The following is a 17,760-nucleotide window of genomic DNA, read 5'->3' as shown; positions in this document are numbered from 1 at the left end:
CATAAAAGAAACCAAAACTTATTTAATCCAAGATCCGTCGCTGCCAAGTTTATAGCCGCTGATGGTGGTGTTGATGGCGAGTTGGCCGGATTGGTAGAAGTAGTACCATTTGCCGCTCAGTTGAATCCATCCGGTTACCATTTCACCCTTGGAATTTAAATAGTACCATTTGCCGTTCGGGGCAATCCAGCCGGTTTGCATCGTGCCGTCTGCACCAAGGAAATACCATTTATGATTTTCATAAACCCATTGATTGACGGCCATCGCACCGTTTTTATTTAAGAAATACCATTTATTTTTGTACTTAATCCAGCCTGTTTGCATTTTTCCATCGGCATTTAGGTAATACCAGGTATTTTTATCCTTCACCCAGCCTGTCGTTTTAACACTGTTGGTTAAGAAATACCAGGAACCGTTCTCCTTCACCCAGCCGTTGACATTGGCCCTTTGGATGGAAAGTTCTTTTACGGTTTCATTTCCTGCCAGGTCACGCAGCTTTAAGCTAACCTTGTTTTGCCCCGGTACTAAGGCAACCTTAACTTCGACTGAGTCGTTTGCCGGTGCCAGTACATCTACAGGGCCGACAACAGCCTTCTCATACTCGTGATTATCATTCACGAATAAGGATAGATAATTAAAATTATCTTTCAGGTTAAGTTTAAGCGTGATTTCATCCACACTTCCAGGGACAAGGCTTGGTGCTTTCACATCAATGATTGGTGCCGTTGTATCAATAAATACTTTTCGGGAAATCGACGACGCTTGACCAGCGTTATCCACCGCTTTCACAATGATATCGTAGAACCCATCCTTTTCAAAGGAAGCTGTAGTCGAATAGGAATACATGCCAGGCTCAGTATGTGAAAACGAAACATCTTTATTATTTACTGTTAGAGATTTTAAACCCAAATCCTCTATAACAAAGCCCCCAACTGGAACCTCTTTATTATTGTAAGCACCATAAGGCATCGTGGACCAAGGATCAATGATAATCAGTGGTTCCGCGTCCTCAACCTCGCCAATTGGAACCGAATCACCGCCAAAGTTAAAGGCATAGTCGACAGCAAGTACATCGACGATGGCATTTTCCGGCAAGTCCTTCAACACATAGCGATTCACTTCAGGTGTGACTTCATCAATCATTTCCCCATTAACAAAGATGGCATAAGCCTTAACTCCTGATCCTTCTTCAACCGTATCCCAAACAACGGATGAAGTTTTCTCATTATACTTGGCTTCAATTTGTGGTGCAATCGTATCAACCAATACCGGAATTTCCTTTGTTTGATATTGCGCCCCTGCATAATCAATAACGGACTTGATTTGATAATAGTACAAGCCATCCTTGACTATTTTTCCATTTACTTTTCCATCCCATGTACGGTCATAGTTGTAGGAGAAAGGAATGCCAAGGCCATCATCAAAATAATTTTTAAATACGTCCTTTTCTGTTTTTACACGTCTAAGCAATTTTTTATTTTCATCTAAAATATTGAACTGTACATCTGAAGCATTTCTTAAAAATGCTGGGAGTGTATTAATATCATCGTGCATCCAGTCACCATTTGGCGAGAATGCGTAGACATTCTTTTCAGGAACAGGCTCTAAGAACCAGTCATCGGAGAGCATATCATGCACCGGCTCCTCGTATTTATTCCCCTCTTCATCTTCCCAGTCAAATAATCCTGTTAAATCAAAGAACCGAGATTCCCCTAAATCCTTAAAGCCGTCAAGTATCGATGGACGATCCCACTTTCCGTAAAAACCAACGTAAGGGATGGTCAGGTCAGGACTAAGCTCTTTTTTACCTTCTGTAGTCTTGTCCGCATCCGTTAATCGGACGAACCCCTCAATAAACATATCTTCCATTAAAGCGACGGTCGTTTTGTTTCCATCTGCGTCAATGGCGGGTACCTTTGCTTCACTTAAATCTACATGAATACTTAGCTCTTTGGATCCACCTGCAGGAACGGTAATGGTTCTCGGGCCATCCCACTTCACTCCTTGCAATCGCCCTTCATTCAAGGCATTTTGCGCTTCGCCTTCTGGATTCTCTTTGAGAGTATCGGCTAACACATCCGTTCTGACATTATACGTCACATCTTTATCTGTAATATTCTTAGCTTTCAAGGTCATGGTGAATTCTTTAGTGGTAAAATCCTTCAGCTCTACCTTCGCTGTACCAGTACTTTTGTTAACAACATAAACTGGTGTTTTCACCGCATTATAAGTCTGCATCATCCCAGCCCCCTGCTGGCGCGGTGAAAATGGCTTTCCACTAACATCATCAATGACTTTTGCCGTATTCATTAATAAAGTCTTGGCAAGATGAGTGCGTTCACTGACCGAAAGACCTTTGAAACGGGTGTCGTTCTGTAAATATTGCTGTACAAGCGCAGAACCGCCGGCCACATGCGGCGCTGCCATCGACGTACCGCTATATACCCCATACTGATTATTATTTAACGTCGAAAGGATTCTTCCGCCAGGAGCGGTGATTTCCGGCTTTAACTCAAGGGATGGCGTGGTGCCCCAAGAGGAAAATTCCGTCATCCTGCCAGTTTCCGGATCGAGCTGCTCACCCGATTTTGCTACGTGAAGAGTTGAATGTCCTTCCGCTATCGCGGTCTCAAGGCCCGCACCCTCTTCTTCCGAGAGCATCATAAATGGTATATCCCAGCCGCCTTGATTTTTATAAAGGGTTTCTCCGTCGCTATTGTAGACAATAATTCCGGCAGCCCCTGCCTCTGCAGCAATCCAGGCCTTATCAGCAAAGGATAAATCGCCGCGTTTGAGGACAACAATTTTCCCGGCCACATCCAATCCTTCGTAGTCTTCGGGAAAACCAGGTGCTCCATTCAAACTTACTAGCTCTAATGACTCGTTTTCTGAAGCAAGCTTAGTCCAGTCATCAATTCCATATCCTGTGAAAGGAGTACCCTCTAGGCCATCGATCGTGAGGGAATGCTGATATTCCATAGACACATTTCCTGAGGCAGCGACTGAAATCGCGTCAGGATTGATTCCTGGAGCTTCAACTACTCCAATATCTGGATTCTTGTAGAAAGGGTTGTCCCAGCCAAAACCCATCGTATTCGAGTTTCCTGCTGACATCGAACAGACGATACCATTATTGGTGGCTCTTGCAATCGCAACATCTTCAGCACTTTGCTCTTGATAAAAAGAAGCCACTTCGCCAAGACTCATATTCAGGACATCTGCCCCAAGCTTAATCGAATCGTCGATGGCCGCTAAATACACATCAGACCATGTGGAAGGGAACAGGATGTCGTTACTGAAAACTTTCATCGCCAGTACCTGGGATTCCGGAGCAACCCCTTTGATGCCGCCGTCTTCTTCGTTTCCATTAGCGGCTACAATCCCGGCCACATGCATACCATGCATGCCCGTAGCTCCTTTATCGAGAATCGTGTCGTTTTGGTCAAAGTAGTTATACCCATATGGGACTTTATCCGTGAAAAATTTACCCTTTAGCCCATCTTTACTAACGATCGCCGCTACATTATCCTTTGTAAGACCTTCCTTGGATGGATCGGTCAGGACAAAATCCTTATGGGATGGGTCGATGCCTGTGTCGATGACCGCCACCACCATACCCTCGCCTTTTAATTTAGCGTCAGCCCATGTTTGGCTCGTTTGGATAAACGATTTGCTCGTTTTCATATCCGGTTTTTCTTCGGGACGTTTATATTCATTGGCCAAGTAAATATGTTTAATACCGTCTATTTCTTCAAGCTTGGCAATATCACCAAATTGCACTTCACCGCTGAAACCATTAAAGGCGGTGGAAAAGTTGTTTTTGTATGTAAATTTGACTCCTTTAGCCTTAATTTTGTCTTTTACTGTTTTTTGCTGTTTGACAAGATTTTCGCTAACAGAAGATTTTGTGCTTTGTGATAATTCTTTGAATAATTTCCCCTGCTGGGTAGCCAGCTCGACAGGAGTCTGTCCTTCGACCTCGACGATCACGCGGACTTTGTCCTGTGCCTTAAATTGAGCCTTAACCTTATTCTTTAGTTGAAACTTTTCGCCGCTTTTTACATTCAGTTTCTTTTTAAATTGCTCTACCATTGCGGTGTAATCTTTTTTTGGAACCTGCGCTTGTGTTGTTGCCGCTTTGGATGGTGCCGCAAACCCAAGGTTAGATAACACCAATGCGGACGCCAACGCGTAAGTAGTCATTTTTTTTCTCTTTTTTAATGACTTTAGACTCATATTCCGTTTTTCCCCCTAATAGGCACGACTTACACTTAAACTATTCTATTCTAGTAGTCAATTACAAATTTGCTAGAAAAATCCAAATGTTAATTTAATTTTAGTAGAGTAAGAGGTGGGGGTCAATGGTATTAAAAATTAATTAGAGGCTGGTGGAGCTTAGGATATATTTTAAGGCACTTTTGACATATTAATAGGCACTTACTACATATTTTGAGTTGCTTTTGACACATTTTTAGGCACTTACTACATATTTTCAGGAATTTACTACCGATTTTGTGAAACTTTCGACATTTACTGGATATGAATTGGAAAATCCCTCAGTTATGGGCATAAAAAAAAGCCACTCCCTCATTTGGAATGACTGATTTCCTTCGAATTTCTTGCATTCAAAAAGCTGCCTATGGCTATTGAAAGAAGTATGCCCGCACTATCAATTTCGATATCAAACAGCCTGCCGTCCCTGGTGAAATATAATTGTAGAAACTCGGTTAATATTGCATAGGAGGCCGCAAAAATAAAGACCTCAAATTTGGAACGAAGTTTGGTCTGAAGTAATAGCGCTAAGATAAAAAAGGCGGTTAGATGACCTATTTTTTGGATGATGAAATCCATGTTTATACTAACAGGAAGAGGTTCCAGTAATTCCATAAACTGCGGGTGCGCATCCCACTCGAAATGAACCGCTCCTGATGCCAGCAATTCCGAAAAGTTTGCAGTACAGGTAAAAACAAAAATAGATATTGTCCAAATTAAGATTAGAAAAATCTTCATGAATCCCTCCTCCTTCTGCATCAATTTTTGACTCAAAAGGAAAAAAGTATACACAAAAAGGCGAACAGATTAACATCTGTTCGCCTTCATTGGATCTGATGATTACTTAATCCAAGCTCCATCTTTTCCTAGCTTATAGCCATCAACAGTTGTGTTAGCAGCCATAACGCCATTTTTGTTTAGGTAGTACCATTTGCCGTTAATTAGTTTCCAGCCAGTTGCCATGGAACCATTAGCGTTTAAGTAATACCACTTACCATCTTCTAATAACCAGCCTGTCTTCATATCGCCAGATTTAGTTAGGTAATACCAAACTCCACCATCAAATACCCAGCCAGTAGCCATTTGGCCGTCTTTCTTCAAGAAGTACCACTTACCGCCGTCTTTAACCCAGCCAGTGGCTTTAACATTGTTCACATAATAGAACCAAGAACCGTTCTCCATTTTCCAGCCGTTCTTCTGAACAACAGCGTCCTGACGGTTGATGACAACTTCTTTCACTGTTTCGTTACCAGAAAGGTCTTTCGCCTTTAAGGTTACTTTGTTTTCGCCTTCCTTAAGAGGTACAGTTACGGAATAGTTTTTATTCAATGGTTGAATATCATCAATTGGGCTTACTTTTGGAACTTCAAACTCATTATCTTCATTCACATAGAAGCTTAAGTAGTGGAAGTTATCCTGCAGATTCACATTTAAAGTAACCTTGTCGACCTTCTTATCTACGCGTGAAGGTGCGTTTACGTTGATCACCGGTTTTGTTGTATCGATAAAGACTTTACGTGCAATTGAGAAGGACTTATTAGAGTGATCAGTCGCTTCAACCGTTACATCATATAAGCCATCCTTATCAAACTTAACAGTAGTTTCAAAGTAGAACTTGCCATCTTCTTCATCCTGCCAGAATTCAACGTCTTTTCCATTTACCTTAATGGCTTTAATGCCAGTATCATCAGAAACGAATCCTTTTACAGGAACTTCTTTTGTACTGTATGCGCCCCATGGTTCTGGTGAATTTGGAATATAATTTCCATCTTCATCCGTTGATCCATCAGAGATAATGATTAGCGGCAGATCCACATCGCCGATTGCAGCAGTATCATAACCGTAGTTTCCAGCATAATCTAATGCCGCTACCTGAACAATTGCTTTATCAGGAACTGGAGTTTCTAGGTTGGCAAATGAGTAAGAAGTTGCTTTGCCATCTACTTCAGCTACTTTTTCACCATTTACTAAAATAAAATAGCTTTCAACACCAGATCCATTTTCAGTTGTCTTCCAAGTTACCGCTTGCTTTTCAGGATCGTAAGTAGAAGCAACCACTGGATTAGTGGTATCAACTAAGACAGGAATTTTCTTCGATTGCCACTGGGCACCTGCATAGTCGACGACAGATTTGATTTCGTAGTAGTACAAGCCGTCTTTAACCGGTTGACCATTTACTTTTCCATCCCATACGCGGTCTGCTTTATAAGAGAACGCCGTTCCACTTCCACCATCAAAAGCATTTTTATAAACATCAGATTCTGCTTTCACACGCTTAAGCTGGTTGCCGGCCTCGTCCAAGATGTTGAACTGAACTTCAGCAGCATTTCTTAAGAAGGATGGAATTGGGTTGATTGTATCCAAATCTCCATCACCATTTGGTGAAAGAGCATAGAATTTTTTATCATCTTTATCAAAAGATGTACCGAAATATTGTCCGTCAACTTCTACGTCAGTACCGCCATCAAACAGACGATCCAAATTATAGTATCGGTCTTCGCCAAGAGTCTTAAATCCATCAACGATCTTTGGCTCATCCCACTTACCGTAGAAGCCCACATATGGAACGGTTAAGCTAGGAACAGTTGCCTCAGCGCTTACTAAGTTAACAGAACCTTCAACGAAAATGTTCTTTTTCAAGTTAATAGGAAGCTTCGGGTTGCCATCAGCGTCAACAACCGGGATTTTTGCATTTGTAAAATCAACTTTTACTGTAAAATCAACTGATTTTCCAGCTGGAACCGTTACTGTTTTAGGAGCATCCACCACTGCACCTTCAAGGTCCCCAGCAATAAGAGCATTGTTTTCTGGGCTATTTTTCACTTGTTGAATAGTATCTGTTAACACACTAGTATCTACAGTGTATGTTGCAGATTTATCTTTAGAGATATTTTTCACTGTGAATGTCATTTCGAATTTGCTAGTTTGGAAATCCTTCAATTCTACTTTTGAATCGCCAGTGGCTTTGTTTACAACATAAGCAGGTGTTGTAACAGCTGAATAGGTTTGCATCATTCCAGCACCTTCACGGCGTGGTGAGAACGGCTGGCCGTTTAAGTCTTCGATCACATGAGCTGTGTTCATTAATAATACTTTTGCCAGGTGCGTGCGGTCAGCAACAGAAAGGCTGCTAAAGCGGGCATCAGATTGCAAGTATTGCTGAACTAGAGCAGATCCGCCGGCAACATGCGGTGATGCCATGGAAGTACCGCTCATTACTTCGTATTGATCGTTGTTAACGGTAGAATAAATATTTCCACCAGGAGCAGTAATTTCAGGCTTCAAGTGTAGATCCGGTGTAACACCCCATGAAGTAAAGCTTGTCATACGACCCATTTCAGGACTTTCTTGCTCATTGGCTGTAGCAACGTTGATGTACGTTGGACCATTAGCAATCTGCTGTTCAAGAGTTGCGCCTTCTGCCCCAGGGATTAACATGAATGGTACACTCCAGCCGCCTTGGTTATCGAACCATACACCATTTGTTTTATTATAAACAATGATCCCTGCTGCACCTGCATCGGCAGCATTTTTCGTTTTATCAAAGAAAGATAAAGTACCGCGTGGAACTAGTACTACTTTACCTTTTACATCAACATTATTATAGTCTTCTGGAGAACCAACCTTATCGCCTCCAAGACTGACAAGTTGAAGTTTACCGCCGTTGTCTGCAGCCAGCTTTGACCAATCGTCAATACCTTTACCTAAAGCTGTGAATCCTGCTAGGCCGTCAACTGTAACATTTGTTTGATACAAGAATGCTTCGTTGCCAGAAGCAGCTACAGAGATACCGTCAGGATTTAAACTTGGTGCCCCCACAACACCGATATCAGGGTTTTCAGCATATGGGTTTTTCCAGCCGTCACCGATATGGTTGGAGTTACCAGCAGACATCGCACAAACGATTCCGTTGGCAGTAGCACGCTTAATCGCAAGATCTTCTGCTCCGTTTTCTTGATAGAATGCAGCGACATCACCAAGGCTCATGTTTAGAACATCGGCACCTAGTTTAATAGAGTCATCAATCGCTGCAAGATAGACGTCAGACCATGTAGAAGGGTAAATTGGGTCGTTAGAGAATACCTTCATCGCAAGAACTTGCGCTTCCGGTGCAACCCCTTTAACACCACCATTTGCTTCGTCCCCGTTTGCTGCTACGATACCAGCAACGTGCATACCGTGCATGCTTGCGCCAGGTCCTAAATCAAGGATGGTGTTGTTTTGATCATAGTAGTTGTAACCATAAGGAACTTTGTCAGTGTAGAAATGTCCTTTTAAGCCTTTGTCAGCTACAATTTTATCAACCGCAGGTTTCGTTAATCCTTCTTTCGAAGTGTCAGTCAATTTAAAGTCGCGATGGCTTGGGTCCACACCAGTGTCGATTACCGCTACAACCATACCTTCGCCTTTAAATCCGGCATCTTTCCAAGTTGTCCGGGATTGAATGAAGTTGTGGCTCGTTTTTAGATTTGGTTCCATTTCAGGCTTTTTATACTCATTTGCTAAGTAAACCGCTTTTACACCGGAAACGCTTTCAATCTTAGCGAGGTCGCCGTAAGCCATTTCACCGCTGAAACCATTGAAGGCAGTGGAATACTTTTGTTTGTACTTAATCGCTACACCTTTAGCCGCAATTTTATCTTTTACAGACTTTTGCTGGCTTTCAGCTTTGGCAGCAATCGAAGATTTTTTATTTTCTGATAATTCTTTATATAGGACACCTTGCTGGGTTGCATATTCAACTGGAGTTTGTCCGTCAACCTCTACGATAACACGAACCTTGTCAGTCGCTTTAAGATTGTCGCGTGCACTCGTTTTAGCTGCATCTTTTTTAAATACAGTTCTTTTTTGATTTTGCTTGAATTGCTTAAGCTTTGCTTCTAAATCACCAGGCTTGTAGGTAGCGGCCTTTGTTTGGGAAACAAAATTGAAATTTGTTAATACAAGAGCTGACGCTAATGCGTATGTAGCAATTTTGCGCTTCTTATTGTGGTTCTTTTTGCTCATTTAAGATTCCCCCCCTAATGTGAAATATGTAATTCTACTTATTTGTTTATCCCTTTTTCTATTAAATTAGAAAAGTCGGAATATACAAATATAATTTTAGTATTTTTGTCTAGAATTGGCAATAGATTATTCGGAGAACGAAGAAGTATTTTTCGCATTTTTCGACAAAAAGGAGTGCGACTATGGTCATGTATAAGTTCATGACTCCACAATGCGGCATATTGGGAAAAAAAATTGTATTTACATGTTTTATATAGAATCATCTTGTCATATGCATGAAGATAATTTTTTGTAAAAATTGAAAGAATAGACGCGGAGCATGTTATCTGATTATGTCGGAATTGCAACATAATAGGGTTTTTAAATAATAAAACAAGCTGTCTATTTCCTGTTTGGAGAATGTTATTGCTATATTAAAATAGAAAAAACCAACCCTACTAAGTAGAGTTGGCCTATTTTACTATGAATTATCAGCGGATCCAAGCGCCGTCAGCGCCGAGCTTATAGCCCTGAATTGTGGTATTTTTCGCCATTTTTCCAGTTGCATATAAGTAGTACCATTTACCGCCTGTATACAGCCAGCCTGTTTGCATGACGCCGCTGTTATTCATGAAGTACCAGGATCCATTGACATATGCCCAGCCAATTTTCATGGCACCTGTTGCATCAAGGTAATACCATTTTCCATCCGGTTTAATCCAGCCGGTTTGCATCGCACCAGAAGAGGCTAAGAAGTACCACTTACCGGCATCCTTCACCCAGCCGGTTTTCATAGCACCATCGGAATGCAAGGAATACCATTTCCCCTTATCCTTCACCCAGCCGGTTACAATTCCATCTTCATCCTGGAAGTACCATTTTTTATTTGATAATACCCAGCCTAGCTTTAAGGCACCTGTATCTTCGTCAAAGTAGTACCATTGTCCATCAATATCGACCCAGCCAATTTGATTCACACCATCTTCGTCAAAATAATATAGTTCATCATCAATGTAGTTTAATCCAATTGCCATGATGCCTTCTGGATCGAAATAATAGTACTCATGGTCGATCTGAGCCCAGCCGGTGACCATGGCGCCAGTTTCATCGAAGAAATACCAGTTGCCCTCGATTTCAACCCAATCTGTCTGCAAAACGCCGTCGGTTCCGAGGTAATAACGATTGCCGCCTAAATCCAGCCATCCTGTTTGCATAGTACCGCTGGCATTAAAGAAATAAACATTTCCTTCGAGTGTGATCCAGCCGGTCTGCATTGCCCCGTCGGTTCCAAGGTAATATTTTTTGCCATTTATTTCAACAAGTCCGGTTTGCATGGCACCATCTACACCAAGGAAATACCACTTTCCAGCAGCATAAACCCAGCCGGTATGCATGGCACCATCAGGACCGAAGAAATAGTTTACCTTTTCAATTGTTACCCAGCCCGTTTTTAAAACACCGTCCGTTCCCAAGTAATACTTGTTTCCATTAAGTGCTAGCCAGCCGGTTTGCATGACGCCGTCTATGCCGAAGTAGAACCAGCTTTCATTAATCTTCATCCAGCCTGTCTGCATCACACCATCTAAGTTAAAGTAATATTTTTTACCTTCTAATTCTAACCATCCAGTATGGAGGACCCCATTTTCATAGTAATACCATTTACCGTCTGCCTGCATCCAGCCATTTTGCGGCTGAGGCTCTGCTCCGGCCGTGATTCTGTCCTCAACTGTTGGAGAAACCGGGCTATTCTTTGCAAAATAATCCGTTAAAATTTCATAGTCAACAAGAAGCAGTTCGTGAATGCGTCCTTCTGCTTTCGCTTGCTTAAAGACAGTATATCCGTCACCGCCATCGGCAACGAACGCATTCGTTGCGACAGAATAAGTTTTCGCCAAATCGATTGGCTCAATGCCGTTCGCCGTTTTAACCTTCACGTCCCAAACTCTATCAAATGCAGGTTTAGCAGGGTCATATTTAAATTGAATACCAGAAACCTGCATGAATTGACCTGCTCCGCTTTCCACCTTGCTGACACTATGTTCAAGTGCCTGCCAGATTTCAGCTCCGGTCAGATCTAATGTAACTAGTAGATTAGCAAATGGCATGACGGTGTAAATCTCGCCAAGCGTGACATCCCCTTGGTCAATCGAGGCACGGATACCGCCGCCATTTTGCATCGCGATAAAGGTGCCAGGCACCAGTTGATTAGCTCTCTGGGCCATCGCGTCGGCGACAAGGTTACCTAAGTTCGTTTCTTTGTAGCGTACATTTGTACGCTCACCGTCTAGAACAACATTAGAAGATCCCACGACTGTCTTTTTCAATTCTTCAAGAGGAGCTTTTAATTCTTCAACTTTCTCCTGTGCAGCTGCATCAGGCACAACCGTAGAATTTGGCCCTAGATCAATCAGCTTGCCGTCCTGTGCTGTCACCACACCATTTTCGTTAAAGCTTACATTTAATACCCCCAAGTATTTGAGGTATTCGTTCGCTTGAACAATGACGGTTGGTTCTGCTTTTTCAATCACAACTGGCTGATCAAGCTTCGTGTGGGTATGTCCGCCCACGATAATATCAATTCCATCCACCGCTTTTGCGAGCTCCTGGTCTGGTCCATAGCCTAGATGGGATAGAACGACAATTTTATTGACTCCTTCTGCTTTAAGCTCTGAAACTGTTGCCTTCGCTTTTTCTGTTGCATTTTCAAACACAATCTTATCCGATGGATTGGCAAGGTAAGAAGTACCCTCCGTTGTTAACCCGAAAATGCCGACTTTTTCACCCTCAACCATTTTGATGATGGCCGGATAAATATTGCCGCCTTCTGGCGAGTCACTGATTTGATTTTTGAAAAGCGGTCCTAAAATAGGATCATTGGTTACGTTGACGTTTGCACTTAGCATCGGAAACTTCATGTCTTGAATAAAGCTTGCCAAAGTGGCAGAATCCTTATCAAATTCATGGTTTCCAAATGTCATCGCATCATAGCCAAGCGTGTTCATAAAGCCTAAATCAGCTTTTCCAAGATATTGATTGAAGTAAAGTGTTCCTGAAAATACATCCCCTGCGTCAACAAGCATGGCATTTGGCTTCTCGCCTCTTACTTGATTGACCGCTGTCGTCAGCTTTGGATACTGCTCCACATTAGCATGTGTATCGTTCACGTGCATGATTGACAGATCAATGGCCTTAGGTGCTGGAGGCGCCGTTTCTGTTTTCAGGTTGAACTGACCCAGTACAGCATCATGGTCACTGACACGTCCATGTGCGGCCGTGAATGGTGAATTCAAGTGGACGATGTCAATTTCGGAACGATCTGCTAGATTGTTAGACACGAGCATGTGATCAAGCACCTGTGAGTTTCCTTGATAGCTATAGGTAAAGCGATCAGCTGCAGGAACTTTTTCGATTAAGTTTGTTAATTCTGCCCCTTTTAATGCTGTTAACGGAGTAGAGAATTCGAAGTCATTCAAGTCCCCAAGAACGACAACATTTGCATCCACATTTTTTCTTTTTACATCTATAATAAAATTGTTCACGATGCCGGCGATTTGTACCCGTTTGGCTTCACTGCCCAGTACCGGCGGTTGATTTTTCCCAAAAATCGGCTGGTCGCCGCCCTTGGAATTAAAGTGGTTGGCAATGACAATCACTTCTTCGCCTTTAAAGTTAAATTCAGCAGCAAGCGGTTTACGGCTGGAAGAGAACGCCGCATTAGCAGGGTCAATTCTTCCCGGGTTCAAGGTTAACGAGCCATTTTCATAGCCGACAGCTTGAGTGGCTGTACCTTTTACTGCTCCTGCTTTTAAGGAAACGCGGTCAGGATTGTAAATGAAGCCGACACGAATGTTTCCATTTGGAGCGCCGCCGTCCTGATTGTCAACCGGTGCAATATCTGTCCACTGATAATCGGGACCCCCGTTCGCTTTAATCGCATCGATAAGCGCCTGGTAGTTTTGCGAAGCATCTGTTCCGCCGCCTGCTGTTTCACCATTGTTATCCTGAACCTCTACTAATCCGACTATGTCAGGTGTTTTCAAGTTTTGGACAATGGACTGGGCGACTTTATTTGTTTTCGCTGCATCGGCCTTTGTATAGTTTTCCATGTTATAAGAAGCCACAGTCAGCTTATCGTCGTTCTTGACGATATCCGTTATCTCTTGCTTATAATCACTTTCCACCAGCTTTGGCAAGGCTGCTTCATCGGTAAGAATTTTATAGTTTTGGAAGGTATACGTGACAACGCCATAAACGGTACCATCAAAGCGATCACCCGTTTTGGAAACAAAGTTTTTGTTGCCAAATAACAGGTGCAGTCTTTCCGGGTTCATGTTGTCTTTTGTAATTGGAATTCCGCCCGGGGAGGTATAGGTCTTACCATCCACTTTCCCAGCAACGACGGGAACTTCGCCGTATCTTTGCGGCGCAACTGCAACTGGATTTTCAATGGCCACCCGCATTCCTTCAACGCTTTCAAAAAAGTCGATTCCATCTTCCTCAGGATCGAAGCTGCCAAATTTGTCGTTATCAACGACTTGTGTCGGCGGGTTGATGTCTTTTCCAAAGACAAGGGCAGGCGGTAATTCTTGGCCGCTCGATAGTTTAGTTGTTTTCCCTGCATTTGCATCGATTTCCGTGGATGGAAGGTCCGTTTCCAGCTTGTCGCTGTATCCATCGATAACCCATTCCTTTACTAATCCGTCGACGGTCACCTTATCACCTTTCACAAATCCGTGCGCTTTTTTGTAAATAAGGATTCCTTCGGAGGTTTTCGGATTATTGTCCGGGGCTGGGTCTTGCATATAGAAATTGTTTGCATCCATCACTTGAGTGACGATTCCAGTCACCCCAGTAACATTTTTGCCATTGTATGGCGAAGTATGGCTTTCCCCTTGAATGGCACTGATTTTGATGCCATCTTCCGGAACTGGCGGCGGGTCAACGGGACCGCCTCCGTCTGGAGCTGTAAAGCTCATGGAAGTTGGGGATTTTAATCCTGGCACTTTAAAATAGGATTCTAATGTTCCGGTGACAAATACCACCTTCCCTATATTCGCAGGATTCGTTTTTAACCCGAACTCTGCTCTGAAGCCTGAAGTTATTTGAACTGGAAGGATTTTTGCCGGGTCGGTTTCAGCTGCACTATCAGCAATACCAAAATTGAAATCATCTTGGAATGGTGCTGCCGTTTGATAGTTCGTTCCTGACTTCGCATAGCCGACAATATACCCTTTCACGGTTGAAGTTCCAGAGTTATTGGCAATAGCTTGTGCTACCGTTATGTAATTTTCTGCTGCACTCGCATGATGAAGGTAAGGCATCACGTAGCTTGCTAGTAATGTTAAAATAGTCGTTACAATAAAAAGCTGTTTTTTAATAAACCTCAATCTTTACGCCTCCTCATTTTTGAATGTTTATACCTGCGACTTAATGGTAGTAAACATACTAAATAAGCATTCCCCCTTCTAGTAACCTTTGTCGTACACCTACTATTCTACTTTAAAACAACCTTCCATTCTACAATATTTAACAATTTTACCAAATTGACACATTAACCTTACTATATCTTTACAAACCTGCCGGGTCAAAAATCGTCATTTCTCGGGAAATCAGGTCGATATTTATCGAGTTTTATCAGTTTCCCCATTCCTGCAAATCCGTTATGATGGAAATAAATACTATTTTAGGAGGCTGAGGGTATGCCGCTTTTGCATATGAAAGAGTTATTCACTCCCCTAAAACTAATAGGGATTAAGGTGTTTCGTTGTAAAGAAGGCAATACCTACATAAAGGTCTGGAACCGACCTCGGAAAAAAATCTTTTCTTAAGGAGTCTAATTGCTAGACTTCTTTATTTTTCTAAAAATATCCCTAAAATTTCTAGTNNNGTATAATACAAATATTACGTGTTTTAGGGGGAAAAGATGAGAAAGAATGTTTTATTTTTACTAGTTTTCCTGGGGGCGATTTTCTCGCTTCCAAATTTATCAGAAGCGGCATCCGATTCTGTCGTTCTTTTCGAGGATAAGACACTCGAAAAATCAGTCAGAGGGGCCTTATCCTTAACGGATGGGGAGCCATTAACGGAACAGAAAATCCAAGGTCTCGTTACTCTTGATGCCAAGGGGCTCGAGATTCATAGCTTGAAAGGATTAGAGAAAGCCATCAACCTTGAGGAGCTTAATATATCTGACAATAATATAGAATCAATTGAACCAATCCTGAATCTGACGAAATTACAGGCAGTTGATATTTCCTATAACCCGATTGAAGACCTTGGGTATTTGATGCGGTTGACCTCTCTCGAGGAATTTGACATCAGCGGGACAAATATTACAAATATTTACCACTTAATCACCCTGCCTAATTTAGCTTACGTATCTGTGATGGATTTAGATATTGATTGGTACAATGATCAAAATGCCTGGCAAACACTTGATATACTGTTTGAAGCAGGGGTTGAAGTCGATTGTCCGCCATATGGTCCTGTGGAAATTTTAGATGCCGTAACAAGTGAAAGCGCCATGAGAGTCGAATGGGAATACCATGGCGATTGGGCAGAAAATACAAGCTACAAAATTTTCCTTAATGATAAAGAGTATGGAAAAAGCGAGGAAAAAACCTTTACGATTAAAGGCTTAAAGGCAAATACCGATTATTCGATAACCATTGCTGTCCTAAATGATGGCTTCGAAACAGGTGAAGAGCAAACCCTTGAGTTTACGACGGAGCCGCTTCCTTCCGGAAAAATCATTTCGATGGAGGAAAAGGTACTTGAGGGAATTGTAAAAGAGGAATTATTGGTCTTTAACCGCAGTTTACAGGTAAGTGATTTAGAAAGCTTAACAGAGCTTTCTGTTGAAAAAGACCTCGGTGTCCGTTCCCTGAAGGGTTTGGAATATGCAGTTAATTTGACAGTCTTAGAAGTGCCAAGTAATTTAGTGGCCGACTTAAGTCCCCTCTCGCAATTAAAGCAGCTTCAATATTTGGATGTTAATATGAATAAAATTGCAAACTTTAAACCAATCAGCTTACTGCCAAGCTTAGAATATCTCGATGTATCCTACAATCCTGCTGCAGACCTTGCACCATTAAAATCAATTCCAAATCTGCAGGAATTACACATTGATGATTTATTTAATATCGTGTGGAAAAAGGGCAGTCCTGCCGATAAGATTGTAACCGAGCTGATCACTCGCGGTGTATATGTGAATGTGTTTGAATATACCGGGAACCGTTATACAAATAATACGTGGGAATTGGCATGGTACTTTAACGGGGTAGAACCTGTCAGCTTTGAATTGTATATGGATGATGAATTATTGGCCGAAATGGATGGAAACACCCATTATTATAAGTGGGAAGGATTGAAGCCTTATGCAGGTTATCATACATTTGACCTGATTGCTGCAGGCGAAGAGGATACTTATGAGGCGGATACATTTAATCTTAATACCCAACCATGGAACATTACCGGCTGGAGTCAGTTTGACTACAACTGGAATTATTTCGATCCAAAAACCTTCAAAAAAAGAACCGGCTGGCTTCTAGATGGAGGCAAGTGGTACTACCTTGATGCAAACGGAATCATGAAGACCGGCTGGGTAGCCGTCAGCGGAAGGTGGTATTACTTTAACGGCAGCGGGTCAATGAAGACTGGCTGGTTGTTAGACAGCGGGAAATGGTATTATTTAAATACCAGTGGCGCAATGACTAAAGGCTGGCTTTTAATCAACAAAAAATGGTATTATTTCTACCCAAGCGGGGAAATGGCCAAGAATACCGTGATTGACGGATATAAACTTGGAGCCGATGGAGCTTGGATAAAATAACAGAAAAAGGTACGAAATCAAAAAGATTCCGTACCTTTTTCTTCGGGCAAATTTGATAGTTCCTGTACATCCATCTGGCGTTTTGGGCGTTTTTGATGCATTTTTTCCAATGAAAACAGCACCACATGGACAAAAAGAATAACAAGCGCAAAAAATTCAACCGCATAATCGATATAATACCATGACAAGGTGGCCGTGATATCGTAAAGCGAGTGGACAATAACCGTTAACCACAGGCTTCGCGTCCACAGAAGGATGAGACCTAACAATAAACCCATGTTGCCAAACGTGACGATTGCCCCTAATTTAATCGACCACGGCTGCGCCGTATCTAATGTGTGGTCAATTCCGAATATAATGGATGTTAAGAACAAGGCCAACATTAGGAATATATCTCTAGAGCCGCTTTCCCAGCGGCGGCGGAATATTTTTTTAAACACCATCAGCAGCAAAATGATATAACATAGGCGCCATACCTCTTCTAAACCTGCAAGGGCATCCGTATATAAATCCCCGCCAATCGTATCGACCTTATCAAAAAAGGCCCAAACGGGACCATCCCCTGCGACTGCCTTATCATCTTCCGCAGCGGAGGACTGATAATCAGTATAATCTTCAACGTATTGGTCATAATCATCATTGAAATCTGTAAACATCGCACTGGAGTAAAT

The 17,760-nt window shown here is 42.2% G+C and carries 6 protein-coding genes; 1 reads left to right on the top strand and 5 read right to left on the bottom strand.

What is annotated here, in order from left to right; genetic code table 11:
• Window positions 1-18: 18 nt before the first annotated feature.
• The 4 genes from V7161_RS09105 to V7161_RS09090 all read right to left on the bottom strand — a co-directional run bounded on the left by V7161_RS09105 (window position 19) and on the right by V7161_RS09090 (window position 14,645).
• A complete protein-coding gene (locus V7161_RS09105; protein ID WP_335444291.1) occupies window positions 19-4,236 on the bottom strand; it encodes a S8 family serine peptidase in 4,218 nt (1,405 codons plus the stop codon).
• Window positions 4,237-4,587: 351 nt separating this feature from the next.
• Window positions 4,588-5,010, bottom strand: a complete 423-nt coding sequence (locus tag V7161_RS09100; protein WP_335444289.1) for a VanZ family protein — start codon at window positions 5,008-5,010, stop codon at window positions 4,588-4,590.
• A gap of 102 nt (window positions 5,011-5,112) precedes the next feature.
• A complete protein-coding gene (locus V7161_RS09095; RefSeq protein WP_335444288.1) occupies window positions 5,113-9,279 on the bottom strand; it encodes a S8 family serine peptidase in 4,167 nt (1,388 codons plus the stop codon).
• 470 nt (window positions 9,280-9,749) lie between these two features.
• Entirely contained in the window at window positions 9,750-14,645 is a 4,896-nt protein-coding gene (locus tag V7161_RS09090; protein WP_335444286.1) for a 5'-nucleotidase C-terminal domain-containing protein, read from the bottom strand.
• A gap of 536 nt (window positions 14,646-15,181) precedes the next feature.
• Here V7161_RS09090 and V7161_RS09085 point away from each other — a divergent pair.
• The gene (locus V7161_RS09085; protein WP_335444285.1) at window positions 15,182-17,089 is read left to right on the top strand and encodes a leucine-rich repeat domain-containing protein; all 1,908 of its coding nucleotides are present in this window, start codon (window positions 15,182-15,184) and stop codon (window positions 17,087-17,089) included.
• A 17-nt stretch (window positions 17,090-17,106) separates the two neighbouring features.
• Here the strand turns inward: V7161_RS09085 and V7161_RS09080 are convergent.
• Window positions 17,107-17,760: CPBP family glutamic-type intramembrane protease (locus tag V7161_RS09080; RefSeq protein WP_335444283.1), on the bottom strand; the 654-nt coding region annotated here is incomplete at its 5' end.

The sequence above is a fragment of the Neobacillus drentensis genome, assembly GCF_036965425.1.
Taxonomy (GTDB): Bacteria; Bacillota; Bacilli; order Bacillales; family Cytobacillaceae; genus Neobacillus; species Neobacillus drentensis_F.
Note: the sequence above shows the minus strand (reverse complement) of the source record. Positions and strands in the feature narration are given on the sequence as shown.

Bases quoted from the DNA above. Each gene is read 5' to 3' on its own strand.
- V7161_RS09105 (WP_335444291.1), bottom strand. From the start codon at position 4,236: ATGAGTCTAAAGTCATTAAAAAAGAGAAAAAAAATGACTACTTACGCG.
- V7161_RS09100 (WP_335444289.1), bottom strand. From the start codon at position 5,010: ATGAAGATTTTTCTAATCTTAATTTGGACAATATCTATTTTTGTTTTT.
- V7161_RS09095 (WP_335444288.1), bottom strand. From the start codon at position 9,279: ATGAGCAAAAAGAACCACAATAAGAAGCGCAAAATTGCTACATACGCA.
- V7161_RS09085 (WP_335444285.1), top strand. From the start codon at position 15,182: ATGAGAAAGAATGTTTTATTTTTACTAGTTTTCCTGGGGGCGATTTTC.